Annotated in this window: 27 protein-coding genes; 16 read left to right on the top strand and 11 right to left on the bottom strand. The window is 72.0% G+C overall.

The genetic code is table 11. The annotated features are described in order from the left end of the window. Window positions 1-19 precede the first annotated feature (19 nt). Both ACTJKO_RS05910 and ACTJKO_RS05915 read right to left on the bottom strand, forming a co-directional pair. On the bottom strand, window positions 20-1,579 hold the full coding sequence (locus tag ACTJKO_RS05910; RefSeq protein ID WP_440686671.1) for an FAD-binding oxidoreductase: 1,560 nt from the start codon (window positions 1,577-1,579) through the stop codon (window positions 20-22). Window positions 1,580-1,654: 75 nt separating this feature from the next. Continuing rightward, entirely contained in the window at window positions 1,655-2,197 is a 543-nt protein-coding gene (locus ACTJKO_RS05915) for an acyl-CoA thioesterase (RefSeq protein WP_440686673.1), read from the bottom strand. 130 nt (window positions 2,198-2,327) lie between these two features. Between ACTJKO_RS05915 and ACTJKO_RS05920 the strand changes: the two genes are divergently transcribed. Next, on the top strand, window positions 2,328-3,314 hold the full coding sequence (locus ACTJKO_RS05920; protein WP_440686675.1) for an aldo/keto reductase: 987 nt from the start codon (window positions 2,328-2,330) through the stop codon (window positions 3,312-3,314). 60 nt (window positions 3,315-3,374) lie between these two features. Here ACTJKO_RS05920 and ACTJKO_RS05925 read toward each other — a convergent pair whose 3' ends face one another. The 4 genes from ACTJKO_RS05925 to ACTJKO_RS05940 form a co-directional block, all read right to left on the bottom strand. Continuing rightward, window positions 3,375-3,857: an FBP domain-containing protein gene (locus ACTJKO_RS05925; RefSeq protein ID WP_440686677.1), complete on the bottom strand. Its 483-nt coding sequence runs from the start codon at window positions 3,855-3,857 to the stop codon at window positions 3,375-3,377. 181 nt (window positions 3,858-4,038) lie between these two features. Then, window positions 4,039-4,818 (bottom strand): class I SAM-dependent methyltransferase, encoded by a 780-nt coding sequence (locus ACTJKO_RS05930; RefSeq protein ID WP_440686679.1) that lies wholly within the window; start codon window positions 4,816-4,818, stop codon window positions 4,039-4,041. A gap of 39 nt (window positions 4,819-4,857) precedes the next feature. Continuing rightward, entirely contained in the window at window positions 4,858-5,763 is a 906-nt protein-coding gene (locus tag ACTJKO_RS05935; RefSeq protein ID WP_440686681.1) for a helix-turn-helix transcriptional regulator, read from the bottom strand. A 92-nt stretch (window positions 5,764-5,855) separates the two neighbouring features. Beyond that, window positions 5,856-6,755 (bottom strand): M23 family metallopeptidase, encoded by a 900-nt coding sequence (locus tag ACTJKO_RS05940; RefSeq protein WP_440686683.1) that lies wholly within the window; start codon window positions 6,753-6,755, stop codon window positions 5,856-5,858. A 164-nt stretch (window positions 6,756-6,919) separates the two neighbouring features. On the opposite strand from ACTJKO_RS05940, the gene ACTJKO_RS05945 reads away from it, so the two are divergent. Beyond that, entirely contained in the window at window positions 6,920-7,414 is a 495-nt protein-coding gene (locus ACTJKO_RS05945) for a hypothetical protein (protein WP_440686685.1), read from the top strand. A 54-nt stretch (window positions 7,415-7,468) separates the two neighbouring features. On the opposite strand, the gene ACTJKO_RS05950 is transcribed toward ACTJKO_RS05945, so the two are convergent. After that, window positions 7,469-9,160, bottom strand: coding sequence for a cation:proton antiporter (locus ACTJKO_RS05950; protein WP_440686687.1), 1,692 nt, complete (start codon window positions 9,158-9,160; stop codon window positions 7,469-7,471). Window positions 9,161-9,187: 27 nt separating this feature from the next. Next, window positions 9,188-9,553, bottom strand: coding sequence for a hypothetical protein (locus tag ACTJKO_RS05955; protein ID WP_440686689.1), 366 nt, complete (start codon window positions 9,551-9,553; stop codon window positions 9,188-9,190). 196 nt (window positions 9,554-9,749) lie between these two features. Here ACTJKO_RS05955 and ACTJKO_RS05960 point away from each other — a divergent pair, with 196 nt between their 5' ends. From ACTJKO_RS05960 to ACTJKO_RS05970, 3 genes are all read left to right on the top strand, one after another. Next, complete coding sequence (locus ACTJKO_RS05960) at window positions 9,750-11,960, top strand: NADP-dependent isocitrate dehydrogenase (protein ID WP_440686691.1); 2,211 nt, start codon at window positions 9,750-9,752, stop codon at window positions 11,958-11,960. A 297-nt stretch (window positions 11,961-12,257) separates the two neighbouring features. Beyond that, a complete protein-coding gene (locus ACTJKO_RS05965) occupies window positions 12,258-13,034 on the top strand; it encodes a ThuA domain-containing protein (RefSeq protein ID WP_440686693.1) in 777 nt (258 codons plus the stop codon). Next, a complete protein-coding gene (locus ACTJKO_RS05970; protein WP_440686695.1) occupies window positions 13,031-14,161 on the top strand; it encodes a PP2C family protein-serine/threonine phosphatase in 1,131 nt (376 codons plus the stop codon). Before ACTJKO_RS05965 ends, ACTJKO_RS05970 begins: the two co-directional genes overlap by 4 nt. 23 nt (window positions 14,162-14,184) lie before the next feature. Here ACTJKO_RS05970 and ACTJKO_RS05975 read toward each other — a convergent pair whose 3' ends face one another. After that, window positions 14,185-14,610: a hypothetical protein gene (locus tag ACTJKO_RS05975; RefSeq protein WP_440686697.1), complete on the bottom strand. Its 426-nt coding sequence runs from the start codon at window positions 14,608-14,610 to the stop codon at window positions 14,185-14,187. A 93-nt stretch (window positions 14,611-14,703) separates the two neighbouring features. Between ACTJKO_RS05975 and ACTJKO_RS05980 the strand changes: the two genes are divergently transcribed. The 8 genes from ACTJKO_RS05980 (at window position 14,704) to ACTJKO_RS06015 (ending at window position 21,670) form a co-directional block, all read left to right on the top strand. Then, window positions 14,704-15,366 carry a ScbR family autoregulator-binding transcription factor gene (locus tag ACTJKO_RS05980; protein ID WP_440686699.1) on the top strand — a complete coding sequence of 221 codons (663 nt, stop codon included), beginning with the start codon at window positions 14,704-14,706 and terminating at the stop codon, window positions 15,364-15,366. 136 nt (window positions 15,367-15,502) lie between these two features. Beyond that, a complete protein-coding gene (locus ACTJKO_RS05985) occupies window positions 15,503-16,381 on the top strand; it encodes an aminoglycoside phosphotransferase family protein (protein WP_440686701.1) in 879 nt (292 codons plus the stop codon). Between the two features lie 60 nt (window positions 16,382-16,441). Then, window positions 16,442-17,059, top strand: a complete 618-nt coding sequence (locus ACTJKO_RS05990; RefSeq protein ID WP_440686703.1) for a DUF6197 family protein — start codon at window positions 16,442-16,444, stop codon at window positions 17,057-17,059. After that, window positions 17,056-17,751, top strand: a complete 696-nt coding sequence (locus tag ACTJKO_RS05995; protein ID WP_440686705.1) for a DinB family protein — start codon at window positions 17,056-17,058, stop codon at window positions 17,749-17,751. Before ACTJKO_RS05990 ends, ACTJKO_RS05995 begins: the two co-directional genes overlap by 4 nt. 206 nt (window positions 17,752-17,957) lie before the next feature. Then, window positions 17,958-18,605 (top strand): ABC transporter permease, encoded by a 648-nt coding sequence (locus ACTJKO_RS06000; RefSeq protein WP_079237492.1) that lies wholly within the window; start codon window positions 17,958-17,960, stop codon window positions 18,603-18,605. After that, on the top strand, window positions 18,592-19,896 hold the full coding sequence (locus ACTJKO_RS06005; protein WP_440686707.1) for an ABC transporter ATP-binding protein: 1,305 nt from the start codon (window positions 18,592-18,594) through the stop codon (window positions 19,894-19,896). The genes ACTJKO_RS06000 and ACTJKO_RS06005 overlap by 14 nt, the downstream gene beginning before the upstream one ends. After that, on the top strand, window positions 19,893-20,654 hold the full coding sequence (locus tag ACTJKO_RS06010; RefSeq protein WP_440686709.1) for an ABC transporter permease: 762 nt from the start codon (window positions 19,893-19,895) through the stop codon (window positions 20,652-20,654). The genes ACTJKO_RS06005 and ACTJKO_RS06010 overlap by 4 nt, the downstream gene beginning before the upstream one ends. Continuing rightward, window positions 20,651-21,670: a glycine betaine ABC transporter substrate-binding protein gene (locus ACTJKO_RS06015; RefSeq protein ID WP_440686711.1), complete on the top strand. Its 1,020-nt coding sequence runs from the start codon at window positions 20,651-20,653 to the stop codon at window positions 21,668-21,670. The genes ACTJKO_RS06010 and ACTJKO_RS06015 overlap by 4 nt, the downstream gene beginning before the upstream one ends. A 78-nt stretch (window positions 21,671-21,748) precedes the next feature. On the opposite strand, the gene ACTJKO_RS06020 is transcribed toward ACTJKO_RS06015, so the two are convergent. Then, window positions 21,749-22,378 carry a TetR/AcrR family transcriptional regulator gene (locus ACTJKO_RS06020; protein WP_440686713.1) on the bottom strand — a complete coding sequence of 210 codons (630 nt, stop codon included), beginning with the start codon at window positions 22,376-22,378 and terminating at the stop codon, window positions 21,749-21,751. Window positions 22,379-22,458: 80 nt separating this feature from the next. Between ACTJKO_RS06020 and ACTJKO_RS06025 the strand changes: the two genes are divergently transcribed. From ACTJKO_RS06025 to ACTJKO_RS06035, 3 genes are read left to right on the top strand one after another with little or no spacing between them, the layout of a single operon-like run. Then, window positions 22,459-23,190, top strand: a complete 732-nt coding sequence (locus ACTJKO_RS06025; protein WP_440686715.1) for an ABC transporter ATP-binding protein — start codon at window positions 22,459-22,461, stop codon at window positions 23,188-23,190. Continuing rightward, window positions 23,187-24,464, top strand: a complete 1,278-nt coding sequence (locus ACTJKO_RS06030; RefSeq protein WP_440686717.1) for an ABC transporter permease — start codon at window positions 23,187-23,189, stop codon at window positions 24,462-24,464. Before ACTJKO_RS06025 ends, ACTJKO_RS06030 begins: the two co-directional genes overlap by 4 nt. A 25-nt stretch (window positions 24,465-24,489) precedes the next feature. Continuing rightward, window positions 24,490-25,017 carry a GNAT family N-acetyltransferase gene (locus tag ACTJKO_RS06035; RefSeq protein ID WP_440686719.1) on the top strand — a complete coding sequence of 176 codons (528 nt, stop codon included), beginning with the start codon at window positions 24,490-24,492 and terminating at the stop codon, window positions 25,015-25,017. 10 nt (window positions 25,018-25,027) lie between these two features. Here the strand turns inward: ACTJKO_RS06035 and ACTJKO_RS06040 are convergent, their stop codons facing one another. Further along, window positions 25,028-25,303, bottom strand: coding sequence for a hypothetical protein (locus ACTJKO_RS06040; protein WP_440686721.1), 276 nt, complete (start codon window positions 25,301-25,303; stop codon window positions 25,028-25,030). Window positions 25,304-25,410: the final 107 nt, after the last annotated feature.

Consider the following 25,410-nt stretch of genomic DNA (forward strand, 5'->3'; position numbering starts at 1 on the left):
ATCGTAGGACGACCGTCCGTCAGACCCAGTGCGGCTGGGAGAGCACGCCCGTCGGGTCGACCTGCTCGGCGATGCGGTGCAGGCGGGACGTGTTGACGCCGAAGTACGCGGACGGATCCGTGATCGCCGCATCGCAGTAGTTCGCGTACGCCGCGTCACCCCAGGCCGGTCGCATCGCCGTCCGGAACCCCCGGACGTAGGCGTCGAACGGTGCCGGGTCCGCCCCGTCCGCGAACACCGCGGTGTACTGCACCGTCATGAGCGCGGAGCGCCAGGGGAACGCCGTGTCGGTCCGCCCGGTGTCCGACACGGCACCGCCGAGGGCGTCGAGCGCGACACCGCCCTCGAGGTTGCCGGTGACGTCCCCGGCCGCGGCGGCGTGGGAGACGAGGGTGTCGATCTGCGCGTCCGTCAGCTTCGTGGTCCCGATCGACGACGTCGCTGCCTCGGAGACCCGCTGCGGCTTGCCGGCGAGCGTGGACATCGCCTGCCCGTAGGTCAGCTGGCGGGCGGTGTGGGTCAGCGGGGAGGCGCCGGTGGCGCGGACGAACCCGTCGACGGAGGCGTCCGCGCCGGTCTTCGATCCCGTCCAGACGCCGGTGATCGTGACGGTGGGCGCGCTGTGCCGGGAGCCGTTCAGGAGCTTGAGCGTCGACCAGAGCTGCCGATCCGCCGTCGGCGCCCACTCCTGCCACGCCCGGACGACGGCCGCCGCGGCCGACCAGGGGAACGTGATCGTGAAGAGCAGGACGGCGGGGGCGGGCTGGGTGCGGTAGGTCAGGGCGGTCACGACGCCGACGGTCCCCCCGCCACCGCCCCGGCACGCCCAGAACAGGTCCGGCTCGGCGGCGTCGGAGACCTCGTGCACGGTGCCGTCGGGCGTGACGACGGTCGCGCCGGTCAGCTGGTCGCAGGTCAGTCCGAACGACCGGACGAGCACCCCGACACCGCCGCCGAGGGTCAGGCCGCCGATGCCGACCGTCGGGCAGGACCCGGCGCCGATCGCACGTCCAGCCGCCGCGAGCCGCGCGTACACGTCGCCGAGTCGTGCCCCCGGACCGATCGTCACGGTGCCGTCGTCGTGCAGGTCGATCCCGTCGAGGTCCTGCGTGCTGATGACCAGGGACCGCGGGACGTCGGTGCCGCTCGCGCCGCCGGCGGACCACCCCGTGTACGAGTGGCCGCCGGACCGGAGTGCGACGGGTGTGTGCGTGTTCCGGGCGAACGCCAACCCGGCCTGCACGTCGGCGGCACTCGCGGCGCGGAGGATGCCCTGCGGGTCGGCGTCGTCGTACCGGGGGTTCTCGACGAGCCGGGCGCTGTCCCAGCCCGCGGATCCCGAACGGAGGAGCCGACCGGAGACCGCCGCCGCGAGGGCGTCCCACGTGGCGGGACCCCCGGGCGTCGGCGACGACGTCGGCGTGCCGGTCGGTCGAGGGGCCGTCGTGGCGCTCGGCGTCGGCGTCGGACGGCTGCAGGCGGCGAGGAGGCCGGCGACCCCGAGCCCCACCCCTCCGGCGAGCACCACCCGGCGGCTCGTCAGGGCAGGGGTCCGGCGGTCGTCGTCTGGTTCGCTCACCAGACCTGTCTACGCTGCCCGGCAGCCCCGTCCGTCCGCCCGTCGGCTGAGATCACGTGGCCGGTCGGCCAGGGCTCACGCGGCGGTGCTGCTGATCCGGGTGGCCCCGGCCCACTCGTGCACCCACGCCGGCAGCGTGAGGTCCCGCTCCGGCGCACCCGCCGCGGCGAGGAGCTCGTCGGGCGGCACCGTCCCGCCGGACTTGCGGAGGAAGCGGCCCTGCACGACCGCCCGTGCCACGACGACTCCGCGTCGGACGAACGTCTGCTCGAGGTACACGGCCCGCTCGTCGATGCCGAGGACCCGGGTCACGAGCTCGAAGCGCTGCCCGAGCGTCAGCGACCGCTTGTACGTGATCGTCTGCGCCGAGACGACCGGGTACCAGCCGCGCTCGGCGATCGCACCCCAGAACCCCGAGCGGAGCATGAGGTCGAGGCGCCCGAGGTCGAGCATGGACAGGTACTTGCCGTTGTTGACGTGCCGCAATGGGTCGAGGTCGGTCAGCGTCACGCGGAACGGCGTGCGGGTCTCGTCCCAGAGCGAGGGGCGGCGCCCGCGGGTCGTGGGGCGCATCCGGACGCGCAACTGCAGCAGGAACAGCCGGAAGTACAGGTTCACGCCCCCGATCACACCAGGGCGCGTCGGCGTGCGCGAGGACCTTGGAGGAACCGCACGAAAACCGGGCACCACGAGACGGGCACGGTCAGTGCCTCCCTCCAACGGGCGCACGCGGAGTAGACCTGCACCCATGCAGACACGCAAGCTCGCAGACCTCGAGGTCGCATCCATCGGCCTCGGAACCATGGGCATGAGCGCCTTCTACACGGGCGCCGGCTCCGACGACGCCGAGTCGATCCGCACCATCCACCGCGCGATCGACCTCGGTGTCACCCTGTTCGACACGGCCGAGGCGTACGGCCCCTACACGAACGAGGACCTGCTCCGCCGCGCGCTCGAGGGGCGCCGGGACGACGTCGTCATCGCCACGAAGTTCGGCCTGATCACGCACGAGGCCGGCGAGGAACAGCCGGCGACCGAACGACGGATCAGCTCCGCTCCCGAGTCCGTCCGCGAGGCGCTCGAGGGTTCCCTCCGCCGGCTCGGCACCGACCACATCGACCTGTACTACCAGCACCGCGTCGACCCGGACGTCCCGATCGAGGACGTCATCGGGCAGCTCGCCGGATTCGTGCAGGAGGGCAAGATCCGGCACATCGGTCTCTCCGAGGCGAGCGCCGCGACGATCCGCAAGGCGCACGCCGTCCACCCGATCACCGCGCTGCAGAGCGAGTACTCGCTGTGGACCCGCGACCCGGAGGGCGACGTGCTCGACACCCTGCGCGAGCTCGGCATCGGCCTCGTCCCGTACTCGCCGCTCGGCCGCGGGTTCCTCACCGGCGCGATCACGAAGCCGTCGGACCTCGACGCCGACGACTTCCGCCGCGCCAACCCCCGCTTCCAGGAGGAGGCGTTCGCCGAGAACATGCGCATCGTCGACGCCGTCAAGGAGATCGCGACCGAGGTCGGCGGCACCCCGGCGCAGGTCGCGCTCGCATGGCTGCTCGCGCAGGGCGACGACGTCGTCCCGATCCCCGGCACGAAGCGGGTCGCGCGTCTCGAGGAGAACGTCGGCGCCGCCGACCTCACCCTCTCCGAGGAGCAGGTCGCGCGGCTGACGGCCCTGCCCGTCCCGACGGGCGACCGCTACCCCGACATGTCCAGCATCGGTCGCTGACGACGACGGACGGGAGGCGCGNNNNACCGCGCCTCCCGTCCGTCCGGGGTCGCGTCCGGACTAGACCTCCGCGGCGAACGCCGCCGCACGGAGCTGCAGGTCCTCGATCCGCTGCAGTCGCGCCGCTTCGACGTCGTAGCCCTCGTACGCGAGCGGCGGCGTCCTCCGCACGTTGCGCGAGCACTGGAAGTCCTGGCAGACGAGCGTGCCGACGGTGTTCCCGTTCCGCCCCGCCTTGCCGGACCGCTTCGCGCTGTAGAACACGACGTCGTTCGGGAGCTTCACGTCCTGGCACCACGAGCACTGTGCCCGGGACCGCGGTGACGCTTCGGCCTGCCGGAACAGGATGCCGACGAGTTCGCCCTCGAGCGTCGGGACGACGGCGTAGGCGCGCCGGCCGATCTTCGGGTCGCGCCACCCGAGGTAGTCGAGCGCGTCCCAGTCGAGGGTCTCGAAGTCGACCGGGAGGGTGAGGTCGCCGGACTCCTTGCGGGAGGCGTTGACGAAGGACGTGCGGATGGTCTTCTCGCTGACGGGCAGCATGGTGTGTCGCTTTCGGCAGGGCCCGGGGCACGCGGACGCGCGCCGCGCCGGGCGGAGGTCTTCAGGGTTCGATGACGGCGGTCGTGCCGGACGGCACGACCAGGGGCGTCACGCCCTGATGCCGGCGAAAGGGGCGCCGACCACCTCCTGGAAGCTCACCCCTCCAGGCTACGTCCTCGTGTCAAGCCGGGCGTGCCGTCAGGAGCACGAGCGACCCGTCGTAGGTCGGCTGCGTCCGGAGCGCGCCGTGGGCGCGGTCCCACTCGCCCGACTCCAGCGCGGACCGGAGGGCCGCCACGGATCGCCGGGCGGTGACCTCGTCGACGAAGCTCCACGCCGAGTTCGCTCGGCGAGCGCCCGGGTCGAGGAGCCGCTCGGGACGCGCGTAGTACGCCTCGGAGAAGCCGTCGACGCACGTGAAGGGGATCGGCAGTCGGGTGGTCGTCACCGTGTCACCGGGGAGGGCGGCGGCGATTCTCGCGAGCGAGGGGTAGCGCCGGGCCTCCACCGCGATGACCTCGGGTGCGTACTCGGCGAGCCAGGAGTCCCCGATCCGGTCCGGGTCGCACGTCATCACGACGATCGGCCCGCGGGTGACCCGGCGCATCTCGGCGAGCCCACGTTCGAGGTCGTTCCACTGGTGCACCGAGAACGTCGTCATCGCGGCGTCGAACGTGCCGTCCGCGAACGGCAGGTCCTCAGCGGTCGCGTCGATCGCCGGGGTGAGCGAGTCCGGGCGCTGAGCGCGCATGGACGCGGAGGGCTCGACGGCGGTGAGCTCGCGGTCGGTCGGTTCGTAGGACCCGGCTCCGGCGCCGACGTTGAGGACCGTGCGGGCGTCCCCGAGGGCCTTCCCGATGGCCCGGGCGAACGCTGGCTCCGGTCGGCGGTACTTCCGGTACTCCTCGCCGATGCGGGCGTAGTCCGCGTCCCCCGCTGACCCGTCCGTCGTCCTCGTCACGATTCCACCCTACGGACCCCTCCCGTCGAGGTGGGGTCGTCAGTCGACGGACTCGGTCTCGGACTGCCGGACCGCCGCATCGCGCTCGGCCCGTTCCGTCGCGGCCCACGAGCCGAGGAGCGCCAGGGACCGCTCGGACTCGCTGCCCGGCTCCGCCGAGTACGAGAACATCACCAGACCCGGGTCCGCGACGAGTTCGAGCGCCTCGTAGTCCAGGCGGAGCTCGCCGACGACGGGGTGCATGATCCGCTTGCCGCCGGTGCGGTGCACCCGGACGTCGTGCGCCGCCCACCAGGTGCGGAACTCCTCGCTCCGGGTCGAGAGCTCGCCGACGAGCGTGACGAGTCCGGGTTCGCACGGGTTCGAGACCGCGGCGGCCCGGAGGATCGCGACGGCTTCCCGTGCTGTCCGCGCCCAGTCCGGGAAGAACTCCTTGGCCGCGGGGTCGAGGAACGTGAACCGCGCGGTGTTCACCGGTCGCCCGGGCCCCGCGAACATCGGCGAGTACAGGGCGTGGCCGAGCTCGTTCGTCGCGACGACGTCGCCCCGCTCGTTGCGCACCCACGCGGGCGCTCCCGTGATCGAGTCGAGCAGGCGCTGCACGCCGGGCCGGACGCGGGTCGGGACGTTGCGGTGCATGACCTTCACGCCGGCGTTCGCCAGGCGGGCGAGGTCCCAGAGGTGCACGCGCTCGTCCTCGTCGAGCTGCAGGGCACTCGCGAGTCCCTCGAGCACGCTGTCCGACACGCCCTTGAGCGATCCCCGCTCGAGGCGCGTGTAGTAGTCGACGCTCACCCCGGCGAGCATGGCGACCTCGTGGCGGCGGAGCCCCGGCACACGCCGGACGCCCCCACCGAACGACGGCATGCCGACCTGCTCGGGGGTGAGCCGCGCCCGCCGGGAGGACAGGAAGTCGCGGATCTCGTTGCGCACGTCGATACCCATGCGACGAGCGTACGTGCCGCGGCCGGGAGCGCGACAGGCACTACCGGTACCCGGGGCCGCGAACCAGCCGACGCCCGGAGTGCTCAGCCTGCTCAGGACGTCAGGGACCGCCCGATCCGCGCCTCGAGCCATGCCTCGGGGTCGATCGGGGTGACGCCGTCCATCAGGACCTCGAGGTGCAGGTGGGCACCCGTCGAGACACCGGAGTTGCCGACCTTGCCGATGAACTCCCCCGCCTCGACCCGGTCACCGACCCGCAGCGGCGAGGACCCGGGGATCATGTGCCCGTAGAGGGTCGACACCTTCCGCCCGTCGATCAGGTGGTCGATCACCACGGCCGTGCCGTACGAGAAGTACGTGCCGGAGACGCGGACGGTGCCGGCGGCGACCGCGCCGATCGGGGCGCCCATGCCGGGGTTGAAGTCGAGGCCCTGGTGCAGCGACGAGCACGCACCACACGGTGCCGACCGGTACCCGAAGCCCGAGCTCATGCGGACCGGCCCCGGGAAGGGCGACCGGACCTCGCCGCCGTAGGACACCGACGTCCCGGGGGCTCCGGCCGAGCCGCCCCCGACCGTGAAGCCGTCGCGGTCGAGCGCCGAGGCGGAGATCGCCTGGGTGACGGCGTAGTCCTGGGTGCGGACCGCGGGGGCGAGTGTCGCAGTCGCCATCGACGTGCCGATGCTGGCGTGCGCGGGCATCGCCGAGGCGGCGAACATCGCGAGGGCGGCGAGGCCGCTCGTCAGCGTGATGCGACTCGCGCGGCGGGACCGGGAGGCGCGGGGCGCCGCCGGCAGATCGGTCACGGTGGGGCGGCGGACGACGCGCTGGATGCGGGCGTCGACGTGCTCCGTCCGGGCGCGGGCGGCTGCGGCGCGTTCTCGGCGGGCGGGCTTCCGGGCGGCGGCACGCTCGGCCTCGAGCGCGGCGCGACGGGACAGGTGCACCACCGGGGTGTCCGGGTGCTGGTCGTGTTCGCGTGCAGTCGTCATGGCCGCCCACCATTCTGCACGATGCTGTCGCTTTGTACAGGTCATTCCGTGATCTTCTCGTTACCGAACGTGGCGGAACCCACCGGCGCCGTGCCGCCGGGCGCGACCCGGGAGGCCGGCGGATCGGTAGTGTCCGCAGTGACAGAGCGGAAAGGACCCTCCCCATGGCCCGAGCGCCGCGAGAACGGCACGAACCCGTCGACCTGGCGTCGGCGGAGGTGGTGCTCGCCGGGACCCAGGACCTGCTGCCGGTGCTCCGTGCTGCGGCGGTCCGGGCAGGTGTGGACGCGACGCGCATGCGGGTCGTGGGCGTGGACGACCTGCCCGATCCGGGTGAGACCGGCCAGGCGGAGCTCGCCGTGATCGCGATCCGGCGCCCGGGTGAGGACCCGGCGTTCCACCGTGCGCACGAGGCCGCTGAGCTGATCGCGCCGTTGCTCGCACCGAACGCGGTCCGGATCGTGGTCACGGTCTCCGGCCTGACCCGGCTGGCGCCCAAGGTCGAGCGAACCCTGACGTCCGAGGTGCTCCACCAGATCGGTGCCGCATCGGCCCCCTCGGGCTTCGAGCGCCCCTTCCGGAACTTCCGCATGCGGCTCGGTCTGGCGGGTCTGCGTGCCGCGGGCGTCCGGGTCTTCCGGATCCGCATCGGCGAGTGAGGACGTCGCGCCGCCGCTCGGGCTGAGCCCCGCTGCGCCGGACCCCACCGGTGTTCACCGGGCGGGGGCGCCCCGGAGCTCGAGGGCGATCTGCTCGGCGTCGAGGTTCTGCAGCATCGACTCGAGCACCTCGGCGTCGAAGGTCCCGTCGTCGCGGGCGTCGAGGATGGCGGCACGCTGTGCTTCGAGCACCGCGAGGCGTCGGGCCTTCTCGCGGCCCATCCAGGCGCGGAGCTCGGCCGGGTCGGCAGCCTCGAGTTCCTCGCGCGTCGCCGGCGGGGCTTCGCGTTCCCCGGGGACCTGTTCGGCCGCCGTGCGCATGAGTCCGAGCAACCGCTGGCGTTCCTCGGCGTCGCGTTCGGCGGTGTCCGTCGCCGGTGCGGCGATGCGCCGGAGCAGCGGTCCGATCGTGCCGCCCTGGACGACCAGGGACAGCAGGGCGACCGCGAAGGCTACCAGCACGAGCAAGGACCGTTGCGGTGCGGTGTGCGGCAGGGTCTGTGCCGCGGCGACCGTCACCGCGCCGCGCATCCCCGCCCAGACGACGGCGGTTCCCTCCCGCCAGCCGAGCGGCGCCTTCGTGTAGTACGCGATGTCCGCGAGGGTCCGGCGCACCCGGACGGCGAACCGGTCGAGCTCGCGTTCGGACGGGGCGCGGTTGCCTGGGCGGTGTTCCCGGATGACCTCGCTCATGGCCTCACGGTCGTCGGCCTGCATCTGGGCGAAGCGCTCCTGCATCCGCTCGCCGCGTCTCGCGCTCGCGGACAGGGCGAACAGGAGCGGGACCACGTAGGCCGCGCGCACGACGACGGTGAGCACCAGGGCGCCCACCGCGATGAGGAGCGCCGGGGCGATGCCGGTGTGGTCGTCCTGCACGTCGCGGAGGATCGCCGACAGCTGCAGGCCCATCGTCAGGAACACCGCCCCCTCGAGCACGAGTTCGATGGTCTGCCAGTTCTGCGCGTCCGACAGGCGGTGCCCCGGCGGGAGCTTCCGGGGACCGACGATGCCCGTGAAGAGCCCTGCGACCACCGCCGCGACGAGCCCGGAGCCGTGCAGGTGCTCGGTCGGGATCGCGGCGACGAACGGCACGGCGAAGGACAGTGCCGTGTTGACCGCCGGACTCGGTACGCGGGAGCGGACCCACACATTCACCCACCCGACGAACCAGCCGATCACCACGGCGACGGCGACCGCCCGGGCGAAGTCACCGAGCGCGCCCCAGAACGAGAAGGACGCGGCCGCCGCGGCGATGGCCGTCCGGAGGAGCACGAGCGCCGTGGCGTCGTTGAGCAGGGACTCGCCGTCGAGGATCGAGATCGCCCGACGCGACACCGAGGTCTGCTTCACGATCGAGGTCGCCACCGCGTCGGTCGGGCTCACGATGGCGCCGAGCGCGATGCCCCACCAGAAGCCCAGCCCCGGGACCACCCAGGCGAAGAACAGCCCGAGCACGAGGCTCGAGGCGACGACGAGCAGCACCGACAGCCCGCTGATCGCGCCGAACTCCCGCCGGAAGTTCATCGACGGCATCGAGACCGCAGACGAGTACAGCAGCGGTGGGAGGACGCCCGCGAGGATCCACTCCGGTTCGATCTCGGCGTCCGGGATCCAGGGCACGAGGCTCGCGGCGATCCCGACGGCGACCAGCACGAGCGGGGCCGCGACGCCGATGCGCGGGCCGAGGACGGCCGAGCCGGCGATGGCGACGAGGGCGATGACGCCGATGACGAGGAGTTCGGTCACGAGCCCAGCGTGGCACCGAACGCGCCGTCAGTCGCCGTCGACGTCCGGGCTGTGGACGACTGCGGCGTCGACGCCGTGGTGTGGAGGGGCGACGTGCGCGACGAGCGCCACGCTCCCCACCGCCAGCACGAGGGCGAGCGAACCGGCCGTCACGGCGGTCCCGATCCGCCGCAGTCGCGAGCCGGCGCACCGCTCGCGGGGCGCGAACCGGGCCAGTCCGCGGCGCGGCGACGGTCCGACCAGCCAGGGGCCGGACCCGTCCTCGTCGTACGAGAACGGCCCGGAGCCGTCCGGCGCGTAGCGGTACGGACCGCTGCCGTCCACGGCGTAGGCGGAGCGGAGGTCCTCTGCGGACCACCCGAAGTCCTCGGGTGTGCGACGGTTCGTCGACATGTGTTGCCCTCCCTTTCCGGTCGTGGTGCCGGGTACCAGTGCACGCGACGTTCCTATGAGTCGTCGGTGCGCCTCCAGGACGTCACCCGAGTGTCTGCTCGACGACGTGCGGAGCATGTATCTTGATGTCAAGACATCCCGCGGCGCGAGTAGCGTGGGACGGACCGACGGCATGAACAAGGGAGTACCCGCCAGCATGGCCAAGATCATCTACACCCTCACGGACGAGGCGCCGTTCCTCGCGACCCACTCCTTCCTCCCGGTCGTCCAGGCCTTCGCCGGCACCGCAGGTGTCGACGTCGAGACCCGCGACATCTCGCTCTCCGGCCGGATCATCGCCCAGTTCCCGGAGCGGCTCACCGCGGAGCAGCGACTGGACGACGCCCTCGCCGAACTCGGCGAGCTCGCGAAGACCCCCGAGGCGAACATCATCAAGCTGCCGAACATCTCGGCGTCGATCCCGCAGCTCAAGGCCGCGGTGAAGGAACTGCAGGCGCAGGGCTACGACCTGCCGGACTACCCGGACGAGCCCAGGACGGACGAGGAGCGCGACGCCCGCGCCCGCTACGACCGCGTCAAGGGCAGTGCCGTCAACCCGGTGCTGCGCGAGGGCAACTCCGACCGCCGCGCCCCGCTGTCGGTGAAGAACTACGCCCGCAAGCACCCGCACCGCATGGGTGCCTGGTCGTCGGACTCGAAGACGAACGTCGCGACGATGGGCGTCGACGACTTCCGGTCGAACGAGCAGTCCTGGATCGCTCCGGCCGACGACACCCTGACCATCGAGTTCGTCGGCACCGACGGCGAGACGACGGTGCTCAAGCAGTCGATCCCCGTCCTCGCGGGCGAGGTCATCGACGGCACCGTGCTGCACGTCCGTGCGCTCGAGGCCTTCCTCGCGGACCAGATCGCCGCGGCGAAGGAGCAGGGCGTGCTCTTCTCCGTCCACCTCAAGGCCACGATGATGAAGGTCTCCGACCCGATCATCTTCGGGCACGTCATCCGGGCGTTCTTCCCGTCGGTGTTCGAGCGCTTCGGCGCCGACCTCGCCGCGGCGGGCCTCAACCCGAACGACGGCCTCGGCTCCGTCCTCGCCGGGCTCGACGCGGTGCCGAACGGCGCCGAGATCCGTGCCGCGTTCGAGCAGGGCATCGACGCGGGCCCCGAGCTCGCCATGGTCGACTCCGACAAGGGCATCACGAACCTGCACGTCCCGAGCGACGTCATCGTGGACGCATCGATGCCGGCGATGATCCGCACCTCCGGACACATGTGGGGCCCGGACGGCGAGGAGCACGACACCCTCGCGGTCATCCCCGACTCGAGCTACGCCGGCATCTACCAGGCCGTCATCGAGGACTGCCGCGCGAACGGCGCCTTCGATCCGGCGACGATGGGCTCCGTGCCGAACGTCGGGCTCATGGCGCAGAAGGCCGAGGAGTACGGCTCCCACGACAAGACGTTCGAGGTCCCGGCAGCGGGCCGTGTGCGCGTCGTGACGAGTGGTGGTGAGACGGTCATCGAGCACGAGGTCGAGGCCGGCGACATCTGGCGCGCCTGCCAGACCAAGGACGTCGCGATCCGCGACTGGGTGAAGCTCGCCGTCACGCGCGCCCGTGCCACGGGCTCGCCCGCGGTGTTCTGGCTCGACGAGACCCGCGCGCACGACGCGAACCTCATCGGCCTCGTCCGCGCGTACCTCGCCGAGCAGGACACCGACGGCCTGCAGATCGAGATCCTCTCCCCCGAGGACGCGATGCGCTTCTCGCTCGAGCGCATCCGCCGCGGCGAGGACACCATCTCGGTCACGGGCAACGTCCTCCGCGACTACCTGACCGACCTGTTCCCGATCATGGAGCTCGGCACCTCGGCGAAGATGCTCTCCGTCGTCCCGCTGCTCGGCGGCGGTGGACTGTTCGAGACCGGTGCCGGTGGTTCGGCGCCGAAGCACGTCCAGCAGCTCGTCGAGCAGAACTACCTGCGCTGGGACAGCCTCGGCGAGTTCCTCGCGCTGGCGGTCAGCCTCGAGCACCTCGCCGGCGTCACCGGCAACGCCCGGGCGAAGATCCTCGGTGAGACGCTCGACCGTGCCACCGGCACGTTCCTCGACGAGAACAAGTCCCCGGGGCGCAAGATCGGCACGATCGACAACCGCGGCAGCCACTTCTACCTCGCGAAGTACTGGGCCGAGGAGCTCGCCGGGCAGACCGAGGACGCCGAACTCGCAGCGGCGTTCGCGGACGTGGCGAAGCGTCTCGGCGAGCAGGAGGAGACGATCGTCGGCGAGCTGAACGGCGTCCAGGGGCACCCGGCGGACATCGGCGGCTACTACCGTCCCGATGACGCCAAGACGAGCGCGGTGATGCGCCCGTCGAGCACCCTGAACGAGGTGCTCGCCGCGCTGTGACCAGCGCGAGCGGTCTCTGACGGGAGGCGCGGTGCCGGCTGGCACCGCGCCTCCCGTCCGTCGCGTCGCCGGTCAGCCCCGTCGCCGTCACCGTTCAGGTCGCACAACACGCCGCGTCCGACGAGCGCTGACGGCATGTCGTGCGACCTGGACGGACGTGAGCGGCATGTCGTGCGACCTGAGCACCGACCGGGCCGCCGCCCCGCCGCCCCGCCGCCCCGCCGCGCCGCGCTCCCCCGCCCCCGACACACCGGCGGTCGTATCGATTCGACGCCAGCGGCGGGTAGCGTCGTCCGCATGTCGACGCCGACCGAACCCCGTCCCCTGAACATCGTCGTCTGGAACGAGAACGTGCACGAGAGCCGCGGTGACGCCACCGTGGTGGGGCACTACCCCGACGGCATGCACACCGTGATCGCCGCGGCGCTGCGCGACCACCACCCGGACGCCACCGTGGGCACCGCCACGCTGCAGGAACCGGAGCACGGCCTCTCCGCCGAGCGCCTCGCCGCCACCGACGTCCTGTTCTGGTGGGGCCACGCCGCCCACGAGGAGGTCGCCGACGAGGTGGTCGACCGCGTCGTCGCCGCCGTGCACGCCGGCATGGGGCTCGTGGTGCTCCACTCCGGCCACTACTCGAAGCCGTTCAAGCGGCTGATGGGCACGACCTGCTCGCTGAAGTGGCGGAACGACGGCGAGCGCGAACTGGTCTGGACCGTCGCCCCCGAGCATCCTGTCGCCGCCGGCGTGCCGCACCCGATCGTCATCGACCGGCAGGAGATGTACGGCGAGTACTTCGACATCCCGCGCCCCGACGAGGAGGTCTTCCTCTCGACGTTCGCCGGCGGCGAGGTGTTCCGCTCGGGCGTCGCGTACCGACGCGGCCTCGGCCGCGTGTTCTACTTCTCGCCCGGCGACCAGGAGTACCCCGTGTACCACCACCCGGACATCCAGCGCGTGTTGGCGAACGCCGCTTCGTGGGCGGCGCCCGTGTCCGGACGGCGCGAGTTGACGGCGGACCCCCACCCGCGGGACTGGTTCCTCGGCGACGGTGCGGGTAGACAGGACGGGTGACCCAGCTCGACGCCGCAGCGCGCAGGACGGCCGTGGTCGAGGCGCTCGGCGTCCTCGGCAGCGGCCCCGAGGAGCGGTTCGACCGCATCACCCGGATGACACAGGAGGCGTTCGGCGTCCCGCTCACCTTCCTCAACCTCGTGCACGACCAGGTCGTGACCTCCCAGTCGGCGCAGGGGTGGGTGCAGGGCGACAGCATGCCCGCCGAGGAGGTCTTCTGCTCGACGACGGTGCTGTCCGGCGAGCCCCTGGTCGTGCCGGACGCGACCCTCGATCCGCGGTTCGCGCACCTCGCGGCCGTCACGCAGCAGGGCATCCGCTTCTACGCCGGCGCCCCGCTGTCGATGCTCGACGGCACCCGCGTGGGCACGCTCTGCATCATGGACGCGGCGCCGCGAGTGCTGACGGAGGAGGACCTCGACCTGCTCCGCGACCTGGCGCACTGGGCGGAACGGGAGCTCGGGCACACCATCGAGCGCGATCGTGTCCGCCGGGTCGTGGACGGTCTCGTCCCGGAGCCCGTCGACGTCCCCGGGTACTCGCTCGACGTCCTGACGATCCCGCGCGACGACTCCGGCGACGTCGCGGACTGGCGGGTCGCAGCGGACGGCCGACTGCACCTCACCGTCGGCTCGGTGTCGGTCGGTGGACGCGCGGCGGCGCTGCTCGCCGCGGACGTGCGCGCCGCGGTGATCGCGCGGACGGACCTCCCGATGGACGCCGCCGTCGCGGGCCTGGAGGCGCAGCTCGCCGCCGACCTGTCCGCTGCGGACACGGCCGGCTCGCTCTTCCACCTGCGGCTCGACCCGGGGACCGGGCGCGCCGAGTACGGGGACGCCGGGCACGGGCACGCTGCCGTCCTCCGGCACGGCGGGGAGGTCGAGTCCCTTCGCTCACCGGACCTGCCGCTCGGCCTGCAGCCGGGGTCGACACCGCGGACCCCGGGTGCGCTGGACCTCGAGCGTGGTGATCGGGTCCTGCTCGCCACCGACGGCCTGCTCGCCGGGGTCGGCGACCTCGACGCGCTGGTCACGATCGCCCGGACGTCCTCGACGGGTGCCGAGACGGCCGACCGCGTCCGTCCGCTCGTGTCCGGCGGGACGCTCCTCGTGCTCGCCCGCGACTGAACGGACCCGGGGCGCCGGGCGGGTCAGCGCCGCGCGGGGCCCGAGGTCAGCGAGACGACCAGCAGGGTGGCGAGCATCCCGACGCCGGCCAGTTCGATCCCGAGGCCGGCGAGCTGCCAGTACGCGCTGCCGACGACCTGCGGCTGGGTGATGGACTCCGGCCACCACCCGTCGACGAGCGGGAACGATCCCGGGAACGGGTCGAGGCCGAACACGACGAGACCGCCGAGCAGCAGGACCACGCCGACGCCGGCCATCGCACCGCGGGAGCGCCGGAGCATGCGCGCCACGAGTGCCGCCGCGATGCCGGCGAGACCGACGACGGCGACGAGGAACGCCAGCACGACGACGGTCTGCGGGGCGAGCGCCACCCAGTCCAGCACGGCGATGGGCAGCAGCAGCCACCGCCCCGTCCGGGCCCAGCGCCGGGGGTTCCGCCATCCGTCCATGCCCGGAACGGTACGGGAGGTCGCCGGTGAGGAACCCGGTGATCGCCCGTACGCCCGCCGGGAGGGCCGTGCCACCGGTACGCTTGCACGATCATGGCGCAGGACGGTCGGACGCGGCAGCAGCGGGCCGTCGCGACGCGGGCCGCGATCATCGACGCGGCGGCCGTCGAGTTCGACGAGCACGGGTACCTCGGGACGTCGATCGACGCCGTCGCCGACCGGGCGGGACTGACCAAGGGTGCGGTGTACTTCCACTTCACGTCGAAGGCCGACCTCGCGGGCGCGGTGATCGCACGGCAGCACGAGGTCTCCCGGCGCTACGGTGACGCGGCGACCGCGCGGGGGACCACACCGCTCGAGGTCCTCATGTGGACGTCCCAGGGGCTGGCGTCGCAGATGATCCACGAGGTCGTCGTGAGTGCCGGGATCCGCCTCGCCATCGACACGGCGGCGTCCGAGGTCGCCCGTCAGGACCCGTACACCGACTGGATGCAGGCCGTCGCCGAGCTCGTGCGACAGGCCGTCGACGCCGGCGAGGTCGACCCACGGTGGGACCCCGCACTCGTGGCCCGCGTGGTGATCCCCGCCTACACCGGCGTGCAGACCGTCTCCGACGTGCTCGCCGACCGGTCCGACCTGTTCGAGCGTCTCCGAGAGCTGTGGACGGTGTTGCTCGCGGCGATCGTCACCGACCGCATGCGCTCCGAGATCCCCCGACTCGTCGCGCTCATCGCACCGGTCCCCGCGGCAGACTGAGGGAACCCGAGTGACGCGGGTCCCCCCAGGGACACCCACGTCACCGTTCCTATGAGGATACCAAGCAGTCGGATTCCGGCACTGCCCCCGTTCACGGGTCCGCCGGCGGCGACCGTCGCCCCGCTACCCTGACCCGATGGCCACCCCCGCTGCCGAGTTCGACGTCGACGTGCCGCTCGTGCGCGCACTGCTCCGCGACCAGCACCCGGACCTGGCGGACCTGCCGCTCGAGGTCGTCGCGAGCGGCTGGGACAACGTCGTCGTCCGGCTCGGCGACCTGCTCGCGGTGCGACTCCCCCGACGAGCCGCGGCAGCGCAGCTCATCGAGCACGAGCAACGCTGGTTGCCCGCGATCGCGCGACGGGTCGCCCCGATCGTGCCGGTGCCCGACCCGGTGCGGACCGGCCGTCCGTCGCTCGGCTACCCCTGGTCGTGGAGCATCGTGCGCTGGCTGCCCGGCAGCCCGGCCGGGACGCGCGTCGGCGGTGTGGCCGTCGCCGAGGCGCTCGCCGCGTTTGTCGAGCTCCTGCACGTCCCGGCTCCCGATGACGCTCCGGTCAACCCGGTGCGTGCGGTGCCGCTGCCGTCGCGGAGCGACAGCGTCCTCACGCGACTCGCGACGGACGACGTGCCCCGAGCGGGGGAACTCGCGGCCCTCTGGCGGAGGGCAGCCGGACTGCCCGCGTACGCCGGGCCTCCCGTCTGGGTGCACGGTGACCTGCACCCGTTCAACGTGCTCCTCGACGAGTCCCCCGACGGCGGGCTGCGGCTCTCGGCGATCATCGACTTCGGCGACGTGACGGCCGGTGACCCGGCCGTCGACCTGGCGACCGCCTGGCTGGCGCTGGACCGGGAGGCGCGGGGTGCGTTCCGAGCGCGCGTCGCCGCCGACGACGACACCTGGGGGCGCGCGCGTGGCTGGGCCGTCTCGATCGCCTCGGCGCTGTCGCTGTCCGACGACCGCACGTTCCGTGCGGTGGCCCGCAGGGCGATCGGAGAAGTGCTGGACGACTGAGTCCGCGCGGGGCTATCGTGACCGCACCAATCCGTGCACGTGAAGATCGGAGGGGCCGTCATGACCCTCGAGTTCCGCGTCCAGCACGACGTCGACACCGACGCCTCTCCCGTCCCGTCCACCCCCACCTCCGCCCGCTCCGGCGTACGCGGACTCCTCGACCGGCTCGGTGCCCGCCGTTCCGCAGCACGCGCCCGTCGTGTCGAAGCCCGTCTGCAGGAGCTCTCCGACCTGCAACGCCTGCTCTCGGGCGCTCGAGGCGTCATCGAACGGGGGTGGATCCAGCACGCGTGGTTCGCGTACATCGACGAGCACGGTCGGATGCGGAAGGCATCGAGTGCGGCGGCGATGGACGTGCAGGGGCGTCCCTTGGTCGCGGCGTGCCTCGTGGGCTCGGTGGTCTCCGCGGCGGGTGGTCCGCACGCCGTGCACTCTCAGCAGGTCCAACGCGCCCTCGACCTCGTGTGGCACGCGCTCGCGGTGGAGGAGGGACAGCCCGTCCTCTGGTGCCCCGCTCCGGACGTCCGGATGGGCAGGGTGCGGGACCTGACGAGCTGGAACGACGCACCCGCCCGCAATTCGGGTGAGGTCGCCGGGCTCCTGCTCACCGCCGAACGCGTCGCCCTGCACGAGGCGGAGCGCGTCCGCGAGCGAGCGGTGGCACGATCGAGGGCATGAGCAGCGCCGACCCGGTCCCCGAGGTCCACCCCGCCCCCGCCGGCCCCACGATCGCGTCGAGCGGCGGGTCCCTGCTGTCCGACGAGGGATCGTCGCCCGTGCTCGACGCCGCGGCGACGAAGCAGACCCTGCACCGGTACCTGCAGAAGCACCGGGCCGCGCTGCTGGCGAAGCTCGACGGGTTGGCGGAACGCCAGGCCCGGTGGCCGGTGACACCCACCGGCACGAACGTGCTCGGGCTCGTCAAGCACGTGGCGGGCGTGCAGGCGGGGTACTTCGGCGAGGTGTTCGGCCGACCACTGCCCGATGCGCCCGCGTGGCTCGACTCGGACGCCGGCGACGACATGTACGCAACGCTCGACGAGACCCTGGACGACGTCGTCGCGTTCCACCACCGCAGTGCCGCGCACGCGGACGCCACGATCGAGGCGCTCGACCTCGACGCCCGCGGGGTCGTGCCGTGGTGGCCGGAGGGACACCGCGACGTCACCCTCCACCGGATCCTGGTGCACATGGCGTACGAGACGGCCCGGCACGCAGGGCACGCGGACATCGTGCGCGAGATGCTCGACGGACTCGCGGGCGACGGGGACGGCAACCTCGCCGACAAGACCGCCGACGAGTGGGTGGCGTGGCGGGAGATGCTCGTCGAGATCGCGGAGCGCAGCGGTCTCCGCGGGCTCACCGCATAGCCGACTGCTGCTCGGGATCGTTACCGTTCTCCCAGGGTCGGCGTGACGACCCGCGTCTGACCTGGGGTTCCTTCCTGATCGATCCTGCAGGATCCGTGCCCGGCGGCCGCTCTCGGTTGTACAAGGGGCACGGGCGCTGCGTAGGTTCGAAGCCACTTGTGCCCCGATCCGTGGGCACTTCGGCCGACCGGAGGGAGCGCTCACGCGTGTTCCAGTACATCGGTGAGCGGTGGGACCAGATCTGGTTCGCGTCGTGGCAGCACTTCTCACTGGTCGTCCAGTGCACCGTGCTCGCGACGGTCATCGCCGTGGTGCTCGCCACCCTCGTCTACCGCAGTCCCCGCCTCACGTCCGTCGCCAACGGCGTGTCCGCGATCGGTCTGACGCTGCCGTCCTTCGCCGTCATCGGCCTGCTCATCGTGCCGCTCGGCTTCGGGGTGGTGCCCTCCGTCGTGACGGTCGTCTTCTTCGCCACCCTGCCGATCCTCCGCAACGCGGTCGTCGGACTCGCCGAGATCCCGCCGACGGTGGTCGAGTCGGCGCGGGGCATCGGCATGAGCCGCTTCCGCACGCTCCTGCAGGTCGAGCTGCCGATGGCGTGGCCGATCATCCTCAGCGGTGTGCGGGTGTCCGCCCAGATGGTGATGGGCATCGCAGCGATCGCCGCGTACGCGCTCGGCCCGGGCCTCGGCGGCTTCATCTTCTCGGGGCTCTCGCGCCTCGGCGGCGCCAACGCGCTCTTCTCCGTGACCGTCGGGGTCGTCGGCGTGGTCCTGCTCGCCCTCGTCCTCGACCTGCTCCTCCTCGGCCTCGGCCGACTGACCATCTCGAGAGGTATCCGTGTCCAGCACTGAACCCGCCACCACCACCGCGCACGACGGCGACGTCACCGGCCGCAGCATCCTGCTCGACGAGGTCACCAAGCGGTACCCCGGCCAGACGAAGCCGGCCGTCGACGGGATCACGCTCGAGATCCCGGCCGGCAAGATCGTCATGCTCGTCGGCCCGTCCGGCTGCGGCAAGACGACGACGCTGAAGATGATCAACCGCCTCATCGAACCGACCGAGGGCCGCATCGTGGTCGGGGACGACGACGTCACCGGCATCGACGGCGACGAGCTCCGGCGCCGCACGGGCTACGTCATCCAGGCCGGCGGCCTGTTCCCGCACATGACCGTCGCGGCCAACATCGCGATCGTGCCGAAGATGCTCGGCTGGTCGAAGGAGAAGATCGCGGCGCGCGTCGACGAGCTCCTCGACCTCGTCTCGCTCGACCCGGACACCTACCGCGACCGGTTCCCCCGCGAACTCTCCGGCGGGCAGCAGCAGCGCGTCGGCGTGGCCCGGGCGCTCGCCGCCGACCCGCCCGTGCTGCTCATGGACGAGCCGTTCGGCGCCGTCGACCCGATCACCCGGCAGCGCCTCCAGGACGAACTGCTCCGCATCCAGGAGGAGCTGCACAAGACGATCGTCATCGTCACCCACGACTTCGACGAGGCCGTGAAGCTCGGCGACTGGATCGTCATCTTCACCGAGGGTGCGCACATCGTGCAGTACGACACCCCGGAGCGGATCCTCGCGGAACCCGCCAACGAGTTCGTGGAGAACTTCATCGGCTCGGGCGCCGGCCTCAAGCAGCTCACGCTGAACCGCGTCCGCGACGTCGAGGTCGAGTCGGCCGTCACCTGCTCCGTGGGCGAGGAGACGAAGGCCGTCCTGCAGCGGATGAACGAGGCCGGTGGGCACCAGCATGCCGTCGTGGTCGACCAGCGGCAGCGGCCGATCGGCTGGCCGAGCAAGCGCCAGCTCGAACGCCTGACCCGGATCCCGGACGGCGTCGAGCCGGACCTGCCCGTCGTCGGCGAGGCCGCGACCCTCAACGACGCGCTCGACACGATGCTCGTGTCGAGTGCCGGCGCCGCGCTGGTCACCGGACGGCGCGACGCCTTCCGCGGCGTGATCACCGTCGAGACCGTGATGGAGGCGATCACGCGGTCGCGCGCCGCCGCGGGGGGTGACCAGGCCTACACCCCGGTCGGCACGAACACGAACCCGATCGAGACCATGCCGTCGTCGCCCGCCACAGTCGAGGAGCGGACCGCCGAGCGCGAGGCGACCGAGCACACGCCGGGGGACGACCGGTGAGCCAGGCCGTCGCCGGACCCGCGACCGGGGGCCGCACCTCCTGGAAGGGACTCCTCGTCCAGCCGGTCGCGATCCTCGTCGTCCTCGCGGGCTTCGCGGTCTGGCTCGCCACCGCCGACCTCACCGCGACGGAACGCAGCACCCTCAACCCGACGGACATCCTCGCGCTCACCGGGCAGCACCTCGTGCTCACGCTCGAGTCGACCGTGCTCGTGCTCGTCATCGGCATCCCGCTCGGTGTCCTGCTGACCCGCGGCCCGCTCCGCCGTGCGAGCGGGTACGTGCTCGCCGTCGCGAACTTCGGCCAGGCGGCGCCCGCCGTCGGGCTCATCGTGCTGCTCGCGGCGTGGCTCGGGCTGAACTCGTGGTCGGCCGTCGTCGCCCTCGTGCTCTACGCGATCCTGCCGGTGCTGCGGAACACCATGATCGGCGTGCAGAGCGTCGACCCGCGCCTGGTCGAGGCCGGCCGGGGCATGGGCATGAGCGCGTTCAGCGTCCTCGTGCGCGTCGAGCTGCCGCTGGCGGTCCCGGTGATGCTCTCGGGCATCCGGACCGCGCTGGTCCTGCTCGTCGGCACCGCGAGCCTGGCGACGTTCGTCGGCGCCGGAGGACTCGGGCTCCTCATCACGACGGGCGTGAACCTGTTCCTGCCGAAGGTCCTCGTCTCCGGGGCGCTCCTCGTGGCGCTGCTCGCCCTGTCCATCGACTGGATCGGCCGCGTGGTCGAGACGGTCGCCCGACCGAAGGGACTCCGATGACCCGCACGCCCGGTCGCCACCGCACCCGCAACCGCCTCGTCGCCGCGGCCCTCGCCGGGGTGAGCGCCGTCGTCCTCGCGGGCTGCGGACTCCAGCCCGCCACCTCGTTCGTCCCGGCCGCCGGGCCCGGCACGATCCAGCGCATCGACGACCTGCCGGCCGACGCGCACATCACCGTCACGTCGAAGAACTTCACCGAGCAGCTCGTGCTCGGCAAGATCGCGGTGCTCGCCGCCAAGGCCGCCGGGTTCGACGTCACCGACGAGACGAACGTGCCCGGCAGCGTCGCCGTGCGTCAGCTCATGACGAGCCACGACGCCGACATGACGTACGAGTACACCGGGACGGCCTGGCTGACCTACATGGGGCACACCGAGGGGATCCCGGACAAGACCGAGCAGTGGCAGGCCGTGAAGCAGGAGGACGCCCGCAACGGCCTCACCTGGCTCGACCCCGCGCCGATGAACAACACCTACGCCTTCGCCGTCCGTGACGAGGCCGTGGCGAAGCTCGGCAACGTGAAGACGCTGTCGGACATCGCGCGGCTGCCGGTGAGCGAGCGCACGTTCTGCGTCGAGTCCGAGTTCAACTCGCGCGCGGACGGGTTCAAGCCGATGCTCGAGAAGTACGGGCTCCAGCTCGGTGGTTCCGGGAAGGACGGCGTCCCGAACGGCAACGTCAGCATCCTCGACACCGGGACCGTCTACACCGCCACCGACCGTGGCAAGTGCAACTTCGGCGAGGTCTTCACCACCGACGGCCGCATCAAGTCGCTCGGGCTGACGGTGCTCGAGGACGACCGCGGGTTCTTCCCGGCGTACAACGTCGCGCCCGTGCTCGACTCGGCGACGCTCCGGGAGTACCCGCAGCTCGCGCGGGTCTACGACCAGATCTCGCCGAAGCTCACGGACGAGGTCCTGCAGGAGCTCAACCGGCAGGTGGACGTCGAGGGGCGCGAGCCCGCGGACGTCGCCTTCGACTGGATGGTGCACGAGGGCTTCATCTCGAAGCCCTGACCGTCGACGACCTGCGCGACGGCGGACGGGAGGCGCGGTGCGGGCCGGCACCGCGCCTCCCGTCCGCCGCGTCCGCGGTCAGTCGGCGGCGATGCGGACCGCCGTGTCGCGGATCGTCGCGACCACGCGAGCGCGCACCTCGTCCGGGTCGGACCCCTCGTGGCGCGCGGAGCTCCGCAGACCCGTCATGCACATGCCGAGCAGCATCTCCGCCGCCTGCGGTGTGGCAGCCTCCGTTCCCCAGGCGGGGTCGCGCTCGAGGATCGTCCGGACCGCGCCCGTCATCGCCTCGGCCACGGTCGTCATCCGGGTCACCTGTCGGCGCATGAGCTGCGGGAAGCGCACGAGGACCTCCTTGCGGGCGAGGCGTTCCTGCTCGTCCCCGAAGGACGCGCCGAAGACGAGGAACGCGAGGTGCACGACCGCCTGGGCCGCCGGCTCCCCCGCGACCGTCTCGAGGTGCGCGTCGAGCGCCTCGGTGGACAGGTCGAGCTCGGTGTGCCCGAGGACGGCGTCCTCCTTGCTCTCGAAGTAGTTGAAGAACGTCCGTGGCGAGACCTCGGCACGGGCGGCGATCTGCTCGATCGTGGTGTGGTCGATCTCCTGCTCGAGCGCGAGCGTCCGGGCCGCCTCGGCGATGCGGTGGCGGGTCTCGAGGCGCTTGCGGTCGCGGAGACCCATCTCGGCCGGGTGCGCGGTGTCGGGCATGGCCCGACTGTAACCGGAACGTCACATCTTCCACAGCAAACGCAAACTTGCAGTCGTGCAGCGGACAGTACGCTCGGCACATGACCACTCCCGTGCTCGAGGCTCGTGGCCTCGCGAGGACCTACGGCCGCGGAGCGACGCGGTTCGATGCACTCAAGGGGGTGTCGCTGCAGGTGAACCAGGGCGAGAGCCTCGCGATCGTCGGCAAGTCCGGTTCCGGGAAGTCCACCCTCATGCACCTGCTCGCCCTGCTCGACAAGCCGTCCGCGGGGCAGGTCCTGCTCGACGGCACCGACGCCGCGACGCTCAGCGCCCGGCAGGTGAACCGCACGCGGAACAGCACCTTCGGGTTCGTCTTCCAACAGTTCTTCCTCACGCCGAAGACCTCCGTGCTCGAGAACGTCGTGCTGCCGCTCAAGATCGCCGGGGTGTCAGGGGCGGAACGGAAGCGCCGTGGGATGGCCGCCCTCGACGCGCTGGGCCTCGCCGACAAGGCGAAGAACGACGCGAACGACCTGTCCGGCGGCCAGAAGCAGCGCGTCGTCATCGCCCGTGCCCTGGTCGGCGAGCCGAGCGTGATCTTCGCCGACGAACCCACCGGCAACCTCGACACGAACACGGGGCAGGTGGTCGAGGACATGCTCTTCGGACTGCAGCGGGAACGCGGCATCACGCTCGTGGTCGTCACCCACGACGACGAACTCGCCGCCCGGTGCGACCGGAGCGTGAACGTGCGCGACGGACTCATCGTCGACCAGGGCGGGGCCGTCGCGGCAGACCCGACCGCCGTGCACGGAAGGCACACCGCATGAACTTCGTCGACCTCCTCCGCACCGCGGTGGCCAACACGTTCCGGTCGAAGCTGCGCACCACGCTCACCGTCATCGCGATCTTCATCGGGGCGTTCACCATCACCCTGACGTCGGCGATCGGCACGGGCGTCAGCAGCTACATCGACACCCAGGTCGCGTCGATCGGCGACACCGGCTCGCTGACCATCACGAAGACCGTCGAGACCTCCACCGACAGCGGCCCCGCGAAGTACGACCCGGACGAGTCGAGCCAGAGCGTCAACCGCGGACCGGCGACGTTCGCGTACCTCTCGCAGTCGGACGTCGACAAGATCCGGGGCGTCTCCGGCGTCAAGAGCGTCCGGCCTGCGGTCGCCCTGAGCACGAAGTGGGTCGAGTACGCCGACCACGGCAAGTACGTCGTCGACGTGTCGGCCAACGCCGGCGAGCTCGACGCGGACCTCGCGGCGGGCAAGCAGCTCGACGACTCGTCCTCGGCGGGGAACCAGGTGCTCCTGCCGACGAACTACCTGAAGAACCTCGGTCTCGGCACGGCGTCCGAGGCGGTCGGCAAGCGGATCACGCTCGCCGTCGACGACTACCAGGGCAACCAGCACACCCTCACCGCCACCGTCGCGGGCGTGCAGAACGAGTCGTTGTTCGGCGGCGGCGCCGGCGCGAACGCGTCCCTCACCGACGCGATGCAGGCGGCGCAGGAGACCGGCAAGCCCGCGTCGATCGCCACGTCGTACGCGAGCGCCACCGCCACGCTCACGAGCGGCGCGTCCGTCTCGGACGTGAAGCACGCCCTGTCGAAGGACGGCTACACGGGGCAGACCATCCAGGACCAGCTCGGGCAGTTCCAGACCGTGATCAACGGCATCGTCGGCGTCCTCAACGCCTTCGCGGTGATCGCGCTCGTCGCAGCGGGCTTCGGCATCATCAACACCCTGCTCATGAGCGTGCAGGAGCGCACCCGCGAGATCGGCCTGATGAAGGCCATGGGCATGGGCGGCGGCAAGGTCTACACGCTGTTCTCGCTCGAGGCGGTGTTCATCGGCTTCCTCGGCAGCGCGATCGGTGCCGGCGTGGCCATCCTCCTCGGTACCGGCATTTCGAACCTGCTCGCCGGCAGCGTCCTCAAGGACCTCCCCGGCCTGCAGATCATGCAGTTCGCCCCGAGCTCGGTCGTCACGATCATCCTCGTGGTGATGTTCATCGCCTTCCTCGCGGGGACCCTTCCCGCGCGTCGGGCGGCACGACAGAACCCGATCGAGGCGCTCCGGTACGAGTAGGCGCGCACGTGCCTAGTGTCGAGGAGTGACGGCATTCGGACGCGACCTCGGCGACGGCTGCACGCTGACGCTGCGTGACCTGACGACGGTCGCTGCCGTGCACGAACTCGTGCTGGCGAACCTCGACCGGCTCCGTGCTGCGGAACCGTGGGCGTGGGGACCGCAGACCCGCGAGGGCATCGCGCTCCTCACCGAACACCTGCTCGGCCAGTACGCGATGGACCGCTCACTGCCCTGCGTCATCCGGCAGGACGACCGCATCGTGGGAGCCGCCTCGCTCGCCTTCGACCCGTACCTCGGACAGGCATCGCTCGGCTACTGGATCGACGCGGGCCTGGAGGGACGGGGCATCGTCCGCCGCGCCGCCACCGTCCTCGTCGGGGTCGCCCGGGCACGCGGTTCGGCGCGCGTGGAGATCCGGACGGCGGTGGGCAACGAGCGCAGCCGTGGTCTCGCCGAGCGCCTCGGCTTCACGCACGAGGGGACCCTGCGGAGCGCGTTGCCGCTCGGGCCCCACCGGGTCGACGTCGCCGTGTACGGGCTGGTGCTCTGACGCGCCGCGGTCAGGACCCCGGGGTCACACCCGTCCAGACCGCGAACGCGCCCCCCACGACGAACAGGGCGAGCAGCAGGATCCACACCGCCAGGGCGACGAGGTTGAGGAAGACGCCCCAGCCCGCGCGCCCGCGGGCGAGCGGCTCCCGACTCCGCGACGCGATGCCCAGGCAGAGCCCGATGACCGGCGCGACGAACGTCCAGCCGGCGAGCAACGAGCAGATGCCGAGGACGAGACTCGCCGTCCCGAGTCCGGTGCGGGGAGGTTCCGAGGAGATGGCCATGCACCCGACGGTACGGACGCCGGAGCGGCGGGTCGTCCCTCCCGGGCCGGATCCGGGTCCACCTGCCGGGGGATCGTCGGCGGACGGACGGAGGACGCCGGTATCGT

The sequence above is a fragment of the Curtobacterium sp. 22159 genome (assembly GCF_052045775.1).
In the GTDB taxonomy this organism is placed as follows: Bacteria; Actinomycetota; Actinomycetes; order Actinomycetales; family Microbacteriaceae; genus Curtobacterium.